This is a genomic window from Halobacteriovorax sp. JY17, assembly GCF_002753895.1.
GTDB lineage: Bacteria > Bdellovibrionota > Bacteriovoracia > Bacteriovoracales > Bacteriovoracaceae > Halobacteriovorax.
This window is the reverse complement of record NZ_NJER01000003.1, coordinates 19,188-35,952: the sequence shown is the minus strand read 5'-3', so window position 1 is coordinate 35,952 and position 16,765 is coordinate 19,188. Positions and strand designations below refer to the sequence as shown.

Genomic DNA, 16,765 nt, shown 5'->3' with positions numbered 1-16,765 from the left:
TTCTTCAATAATTGGAGAAATTTTAATGAGAGATTATATATCGGTTTTTATAAATGGGGAGCCTCGCCGTATCAAAGGTGAAGAAGCTTTCATGACTCTATCTGACTTTCTTAGATATGAGAGAGGTCTTGTCGGAACAAAAGTCGTTTGCGCCGAGGGAGACTGCGGAGCATGTACAGTAATTATAGGAAATGTGCATAAGCTTAAAAATGATGATTTTGAATACGTTCCAGTTAATTCCTGTATTTCTTTTATGCATATTCTGGATGGAAGCCATATTATAACTGTTGAAGGATTGAAGAATGATGACGAGCTAAATGAAGTTCAGGAGTCAATGGTTAGAAATCACGGAGCGCAGTGCGGTTTCTGTACTCCGGGTTTTGTTTGCGCTCTAAATGCTGGAGTAGAGTCACATCTGCGGGAAGGGAAAGTAATTGATGAGAGAAGAGTTAAAAATAGTTTAACTGGAAACTTATGTCGTTGCACTGGATATAAATCTATTATTGAAGCAGGACTAGATATTGACTTAAAGAAATTTGAACCACTAACAAAGAAGTTCAATTCCAAAGAAATTTTAAAGACTCTTAGAGAAGATGTAAGTTTGGATGCGCTCATAAAGACTGAGACAAATGAAGTTTTTCTTCCTACTACTTTAAAGAGTGCAATTGATAAAAATAAAAATTCAAAGACAATATTTGTCTCCGGTGCGAGTGATATAGGAGTTCTCTATAACAAGAGAGGCTTTGATCCTGAGTCCATTACTGGTCTTCATAATATAGAAGAGATGAATGAGATCATTAAAAATAAGAATGATGTGTTTATTGGAGCGAGAGTTAATCTTCACCAAATAGAGGAAGAGCTTCGAAACGAGTTCTATGAATTTACTCACATGATACATATCTTTGCCTCTCCGCAAATTAAAAATAGAGCAACTCTTGTTGGGAATGTCGCTAACGCTTCTCCTATTGCAGATTCTATTCCTTTTCTTATGGTGGCGAATGCAGGAGTAGTTCTAATTGGTCCTCGTGGAGAGAGAGAAGTTAATATTAATTCTTTCTATCTTGGCTATAAGCAATTAGACATGAAGGATGATGAATTTATAAAAGGAATAAAGATTCCTCTTCTTGGAAAAGATGAAAAAATTAAGCTTTATAAAACAAGCAATAGGAAAGATATGGATATTTCTATTGTAACTTTTGCCTCTCGATATCGCATCGAAGATAAGATGGTCAAAGAAATGTCTATTGCCATTGGTGGGGTTGGCCCAGTTGTGATGAGAGCTTTAAAGACTGAAACAGAACTTATTGGTAAGCCATTTGAAAAGAGTATTTTCGAGAGAGCCGCGACAGTTTTAAAGTCAGAAGTAACTCCTATAGATGATGTAAGAGGTAGTGCAAACTTTAGAAGAATTTTGAGTAAGAACCTTCTTTTAAAATTTTACACAGAAGAGAGTTTCGGAACTTCTAGGGGGATAAATTAATGACTGTTGGTAAGAATATCCCACATGATTCTGCTCGGACTCACGTGAGTGGAGAGTCAATTTTTATTGATGATAGACCTTTTCTTAAAAATGAAATGGTCTGTGGTTTCTTGGGGGCACCTGTCGCTCATGGAAAACTTAAAGGTATTAATTTAAAGAAAGCATTGAAAGTCCCAGGAGTTCTTGGAATCTATACGCATAAAGATCTTGCTAATAATAGATGGGGAGCAATTGTTAAAGAGCAACCCATTCTAGTTGATGATATTATTTCTTATGAGTATGAACCAGTATGCGTGATTGCTGCTGAAAACTATAAAGCAATTGAAAAAGCTAAGAAATTAATAGAACTTGATATTGAAGAATTAGAAGCAACTCTCTGTTTACAAAAATCAATTGATAACGAGGATTTCTTAACGATAGAGAAGAAAATTTCTCGAGGTGATTTAGACAAGGCATTTAGCTCCGCTCCTCATACTTTAGAAGGTGTTTTTGAAAATGGTGGGCAAGAGCACTTCTATTTAGAGAGTCATGCATGTGCAGCTCTGCCATTAGAAAATAATCAAATGGAGGTACACTCATCTTCACAGCATCCGAGCGAAACGCAACACGTTGTTGCTCAGTCTCTCGGGCTTAGCTATCATCAAGTTGTCTGTGTGGTGAAGAGAATGGGGGGAGGCTTTGGTGGAAAAGAATCTCAAGCAGCTCCATTTGCTTCTCTTGTCGCTCTTTGTGCTAAGAAATTAAAAAGACCTGCTCGAATGATTATTAATAAAGATGATGATATGAGGGTTACGGGAAAGAGGCATCCGTTTAAGAATTTTTGGAAAGTTGCCTTTGATGAAGAGGGTAAGATTTTAGGATATAAGATTAAACTCTTTTCGAATGGTGGAGCTTATACAGATCTTTCTGAATCGATACTTGAAAGAGCGATGCTTCATAGTGATGGCTGTTATTATCTTCCAAATGTTGAAATTTTAGGCAGAGTTTGTAAGACAAATATTCATTCCAATACTGCCTTTAGAGGATTTGGTGGTCCTCAGGGGAATGCAACAATTGAAAGTGTTATCGAAGAGATCGCACATCACCTAAAGAAAGATGCTCTCGAAATTAGAGAGAAGAATATTTACCGCGGCGAAGATCTCTCTACGCCTTATGGACAACTCGTTGATCACAATACTCTTCCAGAAATTATGGAAAAAATTAAGTCCTCTTCTAAATATCTAGAGAGAAGAAAAGAGATAGATGAATTTAATAAAAACTCACTTACTCATTTAAAGGGAATTGCTGTAACGGGAACTAAATTTGGAATTGCTTTTACCGCTAGGTTTTTAAATCAAGCTAATGCTCTTGTTAATATGCATCTTGATGGAACTCTGCAGGTCTCTACTGGCGCAACTGAAATGGGACAAGGGGTAAATACAAAGATTCAGCAAATTGCAGCCGGAGCATTCGGAATCCCTGCCGTTGAAGTTCAAGTTATGCCAACATCAACGGAGAAGAATCATAATACCTCTCCAACGGCAGCTTCAAGTGGGTCAGACCTTAATGGAATGGCGACACTAATAGCTTGTAATAAAATAAAGCAGAGACTTACCTCTGTTTTCTATACCCATATGCAAGGTGAATTAACTCCGGCCGATGAGATTGAAGTCGATAATAGTAAAGACTTAAGTCATATTATTTTTGAAGACTCAAAAGTGACTGATACGAAAACAGGAAAGTTTCTTACTTTGAAAGAGTTAGTTTCTATCGCCTACTTTAATAGAGTTTCAATGGGAGACTATGCTTTTTATAAAACACCAGGTCTTGGATTTGATAAGGCGCTAGGTAAGGGGCAGGCCTTTAATTATTACACCAATGGTATGGCGGTAAGTGAAGTTTTAATAGACCGCTTTACTGGTGAGACGAAAGTCCTAAGGTCAGATATTCTGATGGACCTTGGGAGATCTATTAATCCTGGTATTGATATGGGACAAGTTTCGGGAGCATTTGTACAAGGAATGGGATGGGTCACTGCTGAAAACCTTGTCTATAGTGACAAGGGCGTGCTTCTTTCTCATTCACCAACAACTTATAAAATTCCAAGTATTCAAGATACTCCTAGAATTTTTAATATCGATCTGATTGAAAATAATACAAACGATGTCTGTGTTCATAGGTCAAAGGCCGTTGGGGAGCCACCATTTCTTTTGGGGAATTCTGTTTGGAATGCCATTAAAGATGCTATTTACTATGTGAAACCAGAAAATGCTTCTAAATTAAAACTTCCTGCTACATGTGAGGAAATTGTGACTCTATTAGATGAATAATTTATTACAAGAAATTTCTAAATTAGATTCAGAAGGAAAGTGTTTCTGTGTCGCGACGCTTGTTGATACTAGAGGTAGCGCTCCCCAAGACCAAGGGGCTAAGATTGTTATTTTTCCTGATGGAAAATTTGTAGGAACAATTGGTGGAGGAAAGCTAGAGAATTATACAATAAAGAGATCTCTAGAACTCCTCGCTGTGAGTGAAATCAAGTCTTTTGAATTTAATAATATAAATTTACAAAAAGATATTGGGATGACTTGTGGTGGAGTTGTCTCGGTTTATTTTGAAGTCTTTAATCGCAACCCTTGGAATATTACAGTCTTTGGGGCGGGACATATTTCCCAGAGCCTTTGCCGGTTCCTTGTTAAGCTAAATTGTAATTTAACAATTGTAGATAATAGGGCCGAATGGATAGAGAGGTTTTCAGATCTTGAAGGAGTGAAACTCATTCATCTTGAAGATATGAGAGATCATGTAAAAGATATTCCAAAGAATAGCTTTGTTGTTTTAATGACAATGGGACATGGGAAGGATGTCCCTATTTTAAATGAAATTCTCTCCGGTGGTTTTAAATTTCCTTTTCTGGGAGTTATCGGATCTATAGCAAAGAGAAATAGTATGGAAAAAGAATTAAGGGCTACGGGAATTTCAAATTTTGATTTTATTTGTCCTCTTGGAGCACCAATAGGTGATAATTCTCCCGTTGAGATCTCTGTCAGTATAATGGCCCAGCTTATTGAGCATAAAGATAAGTTCTTTAAAACTTCAAAGAGAAATTAAATGAAGAACGTCTTTTGTTTTTTACTACTTACATTTTCTATTAGTTCTATGGCGAGATTATCTCTTACTACAAGTGGTGGTGTTTCTCTTGGGGTTTACGAGGCAGGTTTCTTATACTATTCGATGTATTTAGAGAAGAATTTACCTAAGAGAAGGGACGAAAATCTAATCATAACAGGTGCTTCTGCAGGTGCAATTAATTCTTTTATCACTGCAATTGAAAGATGTTCAGATCTACCTGATCTTCCTCAAAAATCATTATTTTGGAAGAGTTGGATACCTTTAAATTTTGATAAGTTCTTTATAAAGAGAGGTTCTGGAGCGAATAGTTTACTGCAGAGAAATTCTTTAGAAGACCTCTTTGATAATGTCGAGGATCGATGGAAGAGTGGTTTAAAAAAGGGGTGCTCTTCAACTTTGGGAATGACGATTACGAGGAAAACCCCCTATGAATTAAAAGAAAATTCAAAATTAAAATATACACGTGTTCAGGAGTATTTAGTTTTTAAAATGACTGGTCGTGGAGAGGGAAAGAGTCCTCTTGTGGAAAATGTATATTTAAAAGAGACTGGTAGTCAGATGTTTTTACCGTTTAACCTCGACGGATTCGATAACTTTTCTCTCATTAAGAATGCTCTTCTTGCTTCATCTAGTTTTCCTATTGCTTTTGAGCCAATGTCTTTAAACTATTGTATGGTTCATAATCCTCAAATTACTACCTGTTTAAAAGAAGCAATAGAGAAAGACTTGTTTTTAGATGGTGGAATCTTTAATAATGCTCCTCTTGATCTTGCTTATAGTATCGCAAAGAATGACTCTGTAGAGAAAGATACAACCTTCATTTACTTTGATCCATCGATTAAAGATTATCCAATCAGAAGTGAAGATGATTTTTCAAATATTGATCCAGGAATTATTCAAGACTTTTTTAAATTTATTCAAAATTTTATAACTTCTTCGCGTGGTGGGCAGATTTCAGATTTTCTAAGAAATCACCCTAGAGTAAATGATCAGCTCTATGTGTTAAAGGGAACAATGCCACTTGCTTCTGAGCCTTTGTATGGTTTCTTTGGATTTTTTGAAGAAGATTTTAGAATATTTGATTTCTATATGGGGATGCTTGATGCAAAGAGAGCTAGTATAAGTAAATATGAACCCAAGAGTGCAATTGAGTTAAATCAATATAGCGAGCATATGCTGGCTCTTGAGTGCTTAGATGCTGTATTTAATAATCATTATGAAACAATTAATTATTGTTCAAAAATAATAGATTCTAAATTTGAGAATTTTTCGGCGCTATTTCAAGTATCAATTGAAAGCTTATTTAATAATTGTGCTAATGTTTTAGAAGGAAAAGTTGTTGAAAATAAAATATGTAAGATTGCACAGAGTGGAAAGGGCCCAGAAGTATTCGATAAAAACTGGGATAAGAGCTGGAAGAAATATAAAGATGAGTCACAGTTAAGCTATATTATGAGGCGACTTGGGCACTATGAGTTTAGATTTAAAGATTTAGATGCGAAGGGGAGAGGTTCTGATATTGCGCTTGTTAAGGTGAAGGAGAAGATGACAAAGGCTGTGAAATATTCGGCAAAAAATCAGCCACGAGACCATGGGATTCTTATGAATCAACTTGCTTCCCCTTTGATGAATTACTTATTTTATTCACCAAAACAGAAGATAAATTATCTATTAGTGGGAAATAATTCATTTAATATAGGTTCTTCATCAGTAATGTCTTCGTCAGAGCTATCATCTCTCTATTGGAGATATGGTTTTGGATTAATGTTAACAGGAATTGATTTAATTTATCGTCCAGAAGTTTCGGGGCTAGGAATTGTTCCTTACTTTGGGTTGTATGCAGAGCCAACGAGTTTCTCGACACCACTTTTACAGTATCGTTTTGGAATTAGGGCCGGATATCAATTTTCAACGAAGAATGAGCTTGAAGTAGGTAAGTGCCCAATTAACTCAAGATCTACGAATGACTTTTCTAGGTGTTCAGATTTCTTAGTCTCTGGTGTTTTTAACCTTACGATATTTGAAACGATTAGATCTGAAATTGTTTTAAGTACATTACCTTTAAATGATGGTGATACAAAGAGGCCGGTTTATCTCTCAGTAATGGCGGGGCTTCAATTCTAATTTAAGAAGCCCTCAGGTCTTGATGAATTTGTTGAAGAGCACACGTCGCATAATATTTTAACTTCTTTTTCTTGATAGGCTTATCCATAAAGAAAACATTTTCCCAAATTGATTTTTGACTGAATAGTTTAGGAGAGAATGCAGTAAGAAAAATCATAGGTGTTAGTTTATTTCTCGAAGAGCCTTGACGAAGGTAGAGAGCAAACTCTTGACCATTCATTACAGGCATTTTGTAGTCACAAATAATTAAATCATAATCTTGAATTTTACAGTCTTCAATTGCTTGAACAGCGTTGGAGACGTAATCAATTTCAAAGTTTTCACCAAGGTACTTACTCACAATATTATATATATCAATATCATCATCAACGAGTAAGAGCTTTCGAAGACTTGATTTTTCAAAAGAACTATCCTCTGTAAAAGAATTAATTTTTTCTTCAAGATCATCAAAATCTGGCATAAGAGTAATATCCTTTTTTAGCTCTTCTATAGAGCTTTGTATTTGATCACTAAAAGTAAGCAGTAGATCAAAGAAAGATTCTGAAACCTTTTGCTCTTCATTTTTCTTCTTGATTAGTAAATCTTCCATTGAATGTGTTACCGAGGCAATTGTGTGAAAGTCTGCAGCTTTCGAATTACCCTTAAGACTGTGGGCCGATCTAAAAATAGCGTCAATATCAAGGCTCTTAAAATTCTCTGGGCGCAACAAATCAATCAACTCATTCATTGTATCTTCGAGTTCATTTAATGTTGATTGCTTTAATTCAATTTCAAATTCTTCCATGTCCTTCCTATCGGTTAATTTTATTTAGAGCTTAGACAATAATAGCTTATTAATTTGAGGATAATGTTTAGATGGAGAAATTAATGAATTAGTTAAGATCTCGCCAACAATTATAGGTAGGAGGGGCTAAGTCCTTATTATAAATAATAAGAGATATTTAAAATTAATATTAATAAAATCAGTGCCTTATCTTGTATAAGTTTAAGATTTTTATAAATTCATAAGAAATCTTGTTAATTACCTTAGAATAGAAGTCAGCTATCAAATTGTACGTAGGTGAACTTATGAAAAACTTCAAAATGAGTATTCTACTTTTAGCACTAATTACTGGCACAAATGCTGTAGCTAAAAGTTCTACAAAGAAACATAACAGGAAGGAGAGAGTTTCCTTGTCTGTTAGTTATCAAACTCCTGAGAACTCTTTATCTATAAGTGGCCTTGTTCAAATTCCTAGGTACATAAGAATGAAGAATGCGAGAGGAACTCTTGGGAAGTATAAGGTCTATGTAGAGCTAGATAATAGCGCGGTATGTACTTATACTCCAAAAAAATTGCCTCTGGCTCAATTACTAACTGGGGATTATAAACTCTATTTAGAAAATTGTGATGATGGGTATGACAGTAGCAAGGTTAGAACTGTAAGCGAAGAAATTCGTTTAAGACTAGAAGGAAGAACTTTAATTTCTTCTAGAAACTTTTCGGTCGTAGCTAATTTCTTAGTAGAGGAAGCTGAAACGGTTGTAGAGGGAATAGAGTTTGAAGGTATCAATCCAGTTGTTGGACAGGTTCTTCAATTCGACGGAAACCTTTGGGTGCCTTCTGATCTACCTAGTGGGATTGAGGGAGAAAAAGGTGAGCAAGGTGAACAAGGACCACAAGGTATTCAAGGTATTGCTGGGGCAGATGGAGCCCCTGGTATACAAGGTGAAGCTGGTCTTCCTGGAGCAGTTGGACCTATGGGACCTCAGGGTGCTACCGGAGCTCAAGGACTTAAAGGTGATAAAGGTGATAAAGGTGATACTGGCGCAACTGGTCCTCAGGGACCTCAAGGTATTGCCGGTGTAAATGGAGCACAAGGGCTAAAAGGTGATAAAGGGGACAAAGGTGATGTAGGCGCTACTGGGCCACAAGGACCTGCTGGAGTGGATGGCGTTCAAGGACCACAGGGGGAAGTTGGACCACAGGGACCACAGGGACCGCAGGGACCACAAGGTGTAGCAGGTAGCCAAGGTTTAAAAGGTGACAAGGGTGATACAGGGGCAGTTGGACCACAAGGTCCACAAGGTGTTGCTGGCGTTGCCGGACTTGATGGAGCACAAGGTATTCAAGGTGAAAAAGGTGAAAAAGGCGATAAAGGTGAAGACGCTAACGTTGACCTTTCTGCTGGAGTTGGTATTGTTGGAAGTATAGTTGATGGAGAGGGTGTGATTGCTGTTGATGTAGGTGCAACAGCAGGAAAAATTGTTCAAGTAGGCGTTGATGGAAAAATTGCAGCATCACTAATTCCTGAGTCTGGGATAGAGAGAAAGATTGCATACATAAAGGATATAAAGCCCAATGGGACTCATGGTGGTGATTGTACAGCTGGAAGTTACTTACAGAGAGATCTAAATACAATCGAGGGAGATTCTTCATTTGTATCTATTTCTGGAAATGAGATGTTCTTATCTCCAGGGACCTATCATATTGAAGGTGTTGCTCCGGGGTATTTTGACAATATTCATAAAGCTAAACTTAGAAATATGACAACGGGAGAAGACGTTCTCATCGGTTCAACTCAGAGGTCACATACGACTTATGGAAGTGTTTCAAACTCTGACTTCATGGGAATTGTCACTGTAACAGAAGCAAGTGCTTTTCAAGTTTTACATAGATGCACAACCTCTAGGACAATTGTAGGATTTGGTATCGCTGCAACATTTGGGGACGATGAGATTTATACACAAATGAAAATAGAAAAAATTCAATAAGCTTATATTCTTGTCATAATTGTAGGGTTCTTTATAATAGAGATATGACTATTATAAAGTCCCTAATTTTTATTTTATTTCTGAGTTCAACTTCTTTTGCTGCTGACTTTGGAAATGGCAGTGACGGTGCTTGCAATCTAAATGCAGGCATCAACACTGATATCAAAGATACCTATAACTGCTCTTCTGCAATTATTTCTACACTCTCAGTAACGGGCTCTAAAGTTTTAACAATAAAATCTCTAAGCTCAGTGACTATCACTGGAACGATTTCAATTAATGGTGGAAATGGTGGAAATGGAGCCAATACTGCAGCATCTGTTGGAGGAATTGCTGGAGCAGGTGGTTATAGTGGAGGGTTGTGCCCCACAGGAATAGTTGCTGGAAATAATGGTCTTAGTGGTGGAAATAATGGAGAAGGCCTAGGTGGAAGTATAACTAGTCATATTGGTGGTGTTGTAGATGCTGGTGGAGCTGGTGGTGGTGGCGCAAGGTTTGGCACAGCTATTTTACCAACGGTAGGTGCTGATGGAAAGGATGATTTAGGTGGTAGTGTTGCAGGTGGCGCTGCAGGTGTAAGTAGTTATGCTCCAGAGTCAAACTTTGAAACTCTCTTTGTGGGAGGAGCCGGCGGAGGTGCTGGAAGCAGTGGTGTGTTTAACATTGGATCTGTAGAGCACTCCGGTGGAGCCGGCGGTGGTGGAGGCGGTGCCATTAGAATAAGTGCAAAAAATGATATTACTGTTGAAGCAGCAGGTGGAATTTCTGCTAATGGTGGAAATGGTGGAGATGGGTCTGGGAATGTGAGTGGCGGCGGCGGCGGCGGTTCTGGTGGAGCGATCTTTCTTCAAGCTGAAGGTGACATTAGAATTAATGGCCCAGTATCCGCGTTAGGTGGAAGTGGGGGAAATGGAACTTTTGCTAGTGATAATGATGGGGGAAGTGGAGGTAGTGGTAGAGTTCGCTACGATGATCTAGATGGTGTGATTACTGGAACAGGAACAACTAATCCTGCAGCTGTTATTAATACCATTACTATTTCTGGAAGCTCTGCCATAGGACAGGCGAGTTATGATTCTTCTATTGCCTGTGGGTCAGTTGGTCTAACAGAGAAAGAGAGAATTCTCTTTAGCTTTCTATCTATAGTTCTGCTTTTCTTAATAGGAAATATTATATCTAAGAGATCCCAATATATTTGATATTTTAAAGTCACTTTCATCAAGACTTGCACTGTAACTTTCAAATCCTGCACCAATACTAAAGAAATTTTTCTCTTTAAAATTAAAATCAAATGTATTTTGAATGAGTATTTTTGAAAAAGAACCAATTGAATAGGAGAGAGTTAATCTATTTCTATTCTCTTTAAAAAATGAGTTGTAACTAAGAGAAATGGGTACTGATAGAGATGAGTTACTCTTAGATTTAATGATACTATTTTCTCTGCTATAGCTCTTGAAGTTATTTAAAGATAGGCCTAGAGTTGTAGCTAAGTTCTTTGTTATAGAATATTCATAACTTGTTTCAAGAGCTAAGACACCGTAACTTTCCTCGTTAAAAACTTTTCCTGAAAATCTTCTTACCTTAAAATTTAGGGCCGCTTTACTTAGAAGGTGATGTGCTCCTAATTCAAGTGAAGTGAAGATGGGGTCTTTTGCTGATATAGAATAATTAGAGTAAGTTTGTGATATTTCAGACAGAGCAATATCGTATTGGAAATAAAGAAATGATTTATTCTTATATTCAGGAATTGATTTAGTATGGAGAGTTGTGTTTCTTTTTTCTTTTATGGGAGCAATCGTGAAGTAGTTCGAGTCACTCTCTATACTTCTATCGTACTTATTAAATGCGACGACTTTCCAGAAGTACTTACCCGCAGAAATTGAAATAGAGTATTGATTCTTAGTTATTGTTCTCATTAAATAAGTGGATGAAAAATCGGATTTCTTTGAAAGATAAATTTGATACTTTATGGCCTCTGGTGACTTCTTCCATTTAAATTGAATAAATTTCTTTTTCCCCTCAAATGAAAAGTTTTTTCTAGGGAAATTAAGTGATACTTTTGATATTTTCTTTACTACTTCAGGTAACTTTAAGCTAAGTATTGATAGATTTGAAAATTCACTTCTTCTATTCCAAAAATCCAGTGTCGCAATTCTCCAGTAGTAAGTACCTTCTTTGAAGTTCTTTAAAGTATATTCATTTTCAGATAGCTCAACTTCTAAAATCTTTTCTTTTAAATCGTTGTCTAAGTAAATTTCTAGAAAGTACTTCTTGGTATCTGCAATCTTATCCCATTTTATTTGTGCCGAAGTATTTACTTCTGCTGCAGATACCGTTGGTATTAGAAAATTCATAAAGCTTGAAAAAATTCTCTTTATTCCATCAATTATGTAATTAATTTTTAATTCTACTTCTAACTTATCTTGAATCTTCGGCTTTGAAGGAGGAGGTGTAGGGCTAATGGTAACTCGCTGTGGGGCACCATAGTATGGAGGTTTTCCTTCGATTACAACCTTTGTTCTCCAATAATATGTACCTATTTTGGGGATACTGGTTTCGATGTAATTGGTTTTTACAAGCTCTGATTTTTCAATAGTCGAAAAGGAATCATCTCTTGATAATTCAAAAGTATATGCAACTTTTTTATTTTCTTTAGTTCTTAAGTCTTTCCATTTAAATTCAACTTTCTTACTTGGTTTGTTAATCACTAGTTTTGCACCAGAAGCTGGTATCATATTTGTTTCGTAAAGATTAATGGAGACCGCATTTGGAATAGAGAAATTTGTTTCTCTTTGTAAGTTATCAATTGACTTTACTCGCCAGTAGAATTTTCCAGACTTCTTAATATTCATCTCTAATTTATTTGTTATCGTCTCTTCTTGAAATACGATGTTATCAAAACTTGAGTCTGTAGATATCTGAAAGAGGTATTTCTTTTGATTGGAAGCACTCCATCTGAAAACCGCCCTCGAATTCGGAAAGAGGATAACTTCGTGGTTATTAAGTGGCGCAATTAGGATTGGTGACTCTGGTAGAGGAGGACTCTTTATTGTAAATATGGCCTCTTTTGACCAAAGTGACTTGTCAGAATTCAGAGGTCTGACTTTCCATTTATATATTCCTTCAGGGAGAGTGTTGGTTGTTAAGTAGTCTCTATTTCTTACAATTTGAACATTATCATTAATGGAAACTTCAAAACTCGTAAAGAATGAATCTTTCCAATTGAAAAGTATTTGAGGACTTCTTTCTCGGTAAGGAAATATAGTATTAGCACTAGGAGAGGTAAGAGTAGTCGATCTTTCTGGAATAGCGGTAAATGATTGAACTATACTTTTCTTTTCTTTAACTTTTATTCTCCAAAAATACCTTCCTGGATTTAGTACAATTCTATCTTGAAAGTTTACAGTTTTCTTTGAAATTAAAACTTTTCTGAATGAGTAATCTTTGGAGATCTGTAAAACACCAGATTCTTCACCTGTCCACTTGAAGTTAACACTAGGGCTATTCTCCTTTAGAAAGACATCTTCGTTAATTGTAGGGGATATTAGATTTGCAGTAATGTCACTAACCTGTATTTCTTCATTTTCTACTTTTGTTATGACTTGACCCTTTTTAGCTTTAGTTATGTTTTTGTCTTCTTTTATTTCCACTTGTCCATCAAGAATGGAAACGGAAGAGTTATTCTTAGATGTTGAGATTCGTACCTTCGCGCTCTTACTATTTAAAGTTACAATTTTCTCACCAAGTTTTACTTTGAATTCTTCTCTCTCATTACTTAGCTCAGCAACAATAAAGCCTTTTGATACAGTGATTTCTTTATTTTTTAAAAATTGAGATAAGGATAATAGTGTATTCTCTGAAATATTGAGCTTAGGGCCATTTTCAATTTCAATTTTAGCTTCTGAGTTTTCATGAGTATAAATCTTATCACTTTGATCAAGCTTTCCACCATTGTGTGCATTACTCCAAAAGAGGCTATCTCCTCTCTTAGTTTTTACAGTATTTGTTTTTGAAGTAATAATTCCAATCGAATTTATTTGAGTAAGGTTTGAAATAATTTGATCGGCAACTAGAAAGTATGTACTTACAAGAAAGCACAGAAAGGTGAAAGGTAGAAGAAAGTAATCAAGTTTCTTATAATTCATTTCATTCTAATGGAGCTTTTGCCCGTCTTTAATTTTTCACTACTTAGAGAGATAATCATATATGTAATGATAATGTAGTGAGGCAAATTTGAGTAGAAGGGTAGTTTTTCCTCTAAAGGTGAAATTAATAGTGATTATGACGGGCTTGTTGGTAAGTTCTATTTCTCTCTATGCTATTTTTGCTCTTGGACTCTTTGAAAAAGATAAGTCTGCCTATATCTATGGAAATAGTAGTGAAGCAAATGTCTCTTTCAATCAGAGAATGGAGAGTTATCTTAATTCATCGTTTGAAAAACTACATATCCTTAGCTATATGCCTAAAGATAAAATCAAAAATATTCTTTCTGGTTATGAAGATGTTTTTCACTTGGAGCTTATTTCGTCAGAAGGGAAAGAGGATACTTTCTATAATATTAGCAAAATAGAAGATATTGGCCTTTCAGTAGAAGAGTATAAGAAAATTATTAAAAGTTACTCCCAGGAAAATAGAGAAGGATTTAGGATTATAAATGATGAATCTACTTCATTCTTATTCTTAAAGTATAAGAATAAAGAAAGTGGTCTAACTTTATTAATGTATTTAAATACGACAAAGTTAGAAGAGATTTCATCTTCTTTTTCGCAGTATGAATCGTATATCTTAAATTTAGATGGAACACCTTTTTGGGGAAATTCTAGAGAGAGTTATCTAGATGAAATCTTAGAGAGTAAGCTTAAAGAGGCGACTATCGTTGTTGATAAAGGTAGTCCTAAAATTCTATCTTTTAAATTCAATACAAAGTATAGCCTTGTATTTATAACTGAAATCTTGAGAAGTGAAGCCTATAAGGTAAACGATTATCTTATTGGAAAATCAAAAGTGTTTGGTCTTGTAGTTCTCTCTCTCTCTGGTTTTATTGCTCTACTTTTTTCAAGGTCTCTCACGTCACCAATTGAAAAACTCTATGATTTGACTCTTTCAATTTCAAAAGGAGAATTTAATAAGAAGGCTGATATCCATTCCCGTGATGAAATTGGAGCCCTTGGTGATTCTATAAACTATATGAGTGAGGAAATTCTTCGCTATATGGATGAGATGAAAGAGAAGGCTAGACTTGAGAATGAAATCGAAACTGCAAAATATGTACAATCAACATACTTTCCTGAGGAAGAGATTTCGTTAAAAGAATTTTCTATATCATCATTCTATAAGCCAGCAAGTGAGTGTGGAGGAGATTGGTGGGGCTATGTTGAAGATGAAGATAGGCTTGTTCTTCTTATTACTGATGCTACTGGACATGGTGTTCCTGCCGCCCTTTTAACTGCAACGGCACATTGTTGCCTTGAGAATTTAAAACAAAATGGACGAGATATTCTGAAGTCTCCCGCTGCTGTTTTAGAATTTATGAATACTTCTATTCAGTGTCTAGAAGGGAAAATGTTAATGACGGCATTTTGCAGTGTCTTGGATAAAAAGAAAGGTAAGGTTATATATGCAAATGCTTCACATAACCCTCCCTTATTTGTAGGGAAGGATATTAGTCTAGGTCAAAAGAATAACTTTAAACCTTTGCTTGGAAGTATTGGTCCTCGTCTTGGTCATAAAGAGAAAGGTGATTATAAAGACGAATATTTAGATTTAAGCAGTGTCGATAGAATTTTATTTTTTACAGATGGGATTTTAGAATCTAAGAATAAATCTGAAAAAGAGTATGGACAGAGACGGTTTTTAAAGTCTTTAAATGGCCATATGAGTGAAGATAATTCAAACTTCAGAAAGAGTGTTGTTCAGGACGCATTTGATTTCTACGAAGAATGCCCTATTGATGACGACATAACGATTGTTAGTGTTTCAGTCAACTGTGGGAGCGGAGGAGTTGAGTTCAGCATCTCTGATGATGAGTTGGAAAGTGAATTGAAGAAGAAAATTTTATTAAATGCTCCCATTCTTGTCACCGATAAAGCGGTCAACCTCGAAAATACTTTTTATATCTCTAATCTCTCGGATAATGAGAATGTTTTAACTTTAAAAAATAATCCAAAACTAAATCATTTAGTTGGAAGAAATTCACAGGATTTAGCTTCTGAAATTTTACATAACATGAATAACTGCCAAAGTAATTTATCTCTTGGTGAATATTTAGATGAGTATAGATTTCATAATACGACAGTAAAGTCTAAGGAAGACTTTTTAAAAATAAATAACCTTCTAGGAACTCTTGATGTGGATGGATATTTTGAAAGTCCTATTGATTACCTGAAAATTATTAGTAATGAATTGTTAACAAATGCCATTTACCACTCGGGTGAAGGAGAGCTTTTTAATAAGAGATCAACTATGGAGAGAAGTGAGACTCCTGTTCTAAGTGAGTCTGAATCCATTGATTATTCTTTGGCAGTTGGGGCGAACCATATCGCTATCTGTGTTATAGATTTTACGGGAAGACTTAATCGAGAAGTGATAATAAACAATCTGGAAAGAAGCTTTAGAGAAAGGGAGCATCAAAATAAGGATGGTGGAGCTGGGTTGGGATTATTTCTTGCCTTTTCATATTCTAATCAATTCATTGTTAGAACTCATCCCGGTAAGAGAACAGAAGTCATTTGCATAATCGAAAAAAATAAGAGATTTAAAACCTATAAAGAAAGAGTTACATCGTTTCATTATTTTGAAGTAAAGGAAGAAGCATGAGTGAAGGTCTAAAGATCACTACGAATCAAGTTGAGGATACATTAGTTGTTATATTTTCAGGACTTATTGATGAGGACTCAAATTTTTCCTCTTTAGAGGATAAAATTAAGGGGCAGGTTGTTTTTGATTTCGAAGAAGTCTCTTTGATAAACTCTTGCGGTATTAGAGAGTGGGTGAATTTCTTAGAGTCTGTAGATAAGAGTGCAAAATTAACGTATAGAAACTGCCGTCAAATAATAGTTGAACAAGTAAATATGGTTCATGGATTTATAAGAGAAGGAGCAACGATAGAATCTTTCTATGCCCCTTACTACTGCGAGTCTTGTGACAAAGAATTTAAGATACATTTAAAGGTGAGTGATATTGTTAATAGTAAAGCTCCTTCTGCCAATTGCCCTGATTGCGCAGGTGAGGAGCTTGAGTTTGATGCTATTGAAGAGCAGTACTTTCAATTTATTAAATAGAACATATGGATGAAGA

10 protein-coding genes are annotated in these 16,765 nt (G+C 35.7%); 8 read left to right on the top strand and 2 right to left on the bottom strand.

The window, feature by feature from the left end:
- The first annotated feature begins 25 nt into the window (after nt 1-25).
- Genes CES88_RS12540 through CES88_RS12525 form a run of 4 tightly spaced genes read left to right on the top strand, consistent with a single transcriptional unit; the run spans nt 26 to nt 6,715 of the window.
- Nucleotides 26-1,480 carry an FAD binding domain-containing protein gene (locus tag CES88_RS12540; protein ID WP_290734878.1) on the top strand — a complete coding sequence of 485 codons (1,455 nt, stop codon included), beginning with the start codon at nt 26-28 and terminating at the stop codon, nt 1,478-1,480.
- Complete coding sequence (xdhB, locus tag CES88_RS12535; protein ID WP_290734876.1) at nt 1,480-3,789, top strand: xanthine dehydrogenase molybdopterin binding subunit; 2,310 nt, start codon at nt 1,480-1,482, stop codon at nt 3,787-3,789. The genes CES88_RS12540 and xdhB overlap by 1 nt, the downstream gene beginning before the upstream one ends.
- A complete protein-coding gene (locus CES88_RS12530; RefSeq protein ID WP_290734874.1) occupies nt 3,782-4,570 on the top strand; it encodes an XdhC family protein in 789 nt (262 codons plus the stop codon). The genes xdhB and CES88_RS12530 overlap by 8 nt, the downstream gene beginning before the upstream one ends.
- A complete protein-coding gene (locus tag CES88_RS12525) occupies nt 4,571-6,715 on the top strand; it encodes a patatin-like phospholipase family protein (RefSeq protein ID WP_290734872.1) in 2,145 nt (714 codons plus the stop codon).
- 1 nt (nt 6,716) lies between these two features.
- Here CES88_RS12525 and CES88_RS12520 read toward each other — a convergent pair whose 3' ends face one another.
- Entirely contained in the window at nt 6,717-7,499 is a 783-nt protein-coding gene (locus CES88_RS12520) for a response regulator (protein ID WP_290734869.1), read from the bottom strand.
- Nucleotides 7,500-7,783: 284 nt separating this feature from the next.
- On the opposite strand from CES88_RS12520, the gene CES88_RS12515 reads away from it, so the two are divergent.
- On the top strand, nt 7,784-9,469 hold the full coding sequence (locus tag CES88_RS12515) for a hypothetical protein (protein WP_290734867.1): 1,686 nt from the start codon (nt 7,784-7,786) through the stop codon (nt 9,467-9,469).
- 44 nt (nt 9,470-9,513) lie between these two features.
- Nucleotides 9,514-10,668, top strand: coding sequence for a hypothetical protein (locus CES88_RS12510; RefSeq protein ID WP_290734865.1), 1,155 nt, complete (start codon nt 9,514-9,516; stop codon nt 10,666-10,668).
- On the opposite strand, the gene CES88_RS12505 is transcribed toward CES88_RS12510, so the two are convergent.
- Entirely contained in the window at nt 10,627-13,614 is a 2,988-nt protein-coding gene (locus tag CES88_RS12505; protein ID WP_290734864.1) for a FecR domain-containing protein, read from the bottom strand. The two genes, CES88_RS12510 and CES88_RS12505, sit on opposite strands and share 42 nt — an antisense overlap.
- Nucleotides 13,615-13,750: 136 nt before the next feature.
- Between CES88_RS12505 and CES88_RS12500 the strand changes: the two genes are divergently transcribed.
- Nucleotides 13,751-16,285, top strand: a complete 2,535-nt coding sequence (locus CES88_RS12500; protein ID WP_290734861.1) for a SpoIIE family protein phosphatase — start codon at nt 13,751-13,753, stop codon at nt 16,283-16,285.
- On the top strand, nt 16,282-16,749 hold the full coding sequence (locus CES88_RS12495) for a hypothetical protein (RefSeq protein ID WP_290734858.1): 468 nt from the start codon (nt 16,282-16,284) through the stop codon (nt 16,747-16,749). The genes CES88_RS12500 and CES88_RS12495 overlap by 4 nt, the downstream gene beginning before the upstream one ends.
- The last annotated feature ends 16 nt before the right edge of the window (nt 16,750-16,765 follow it).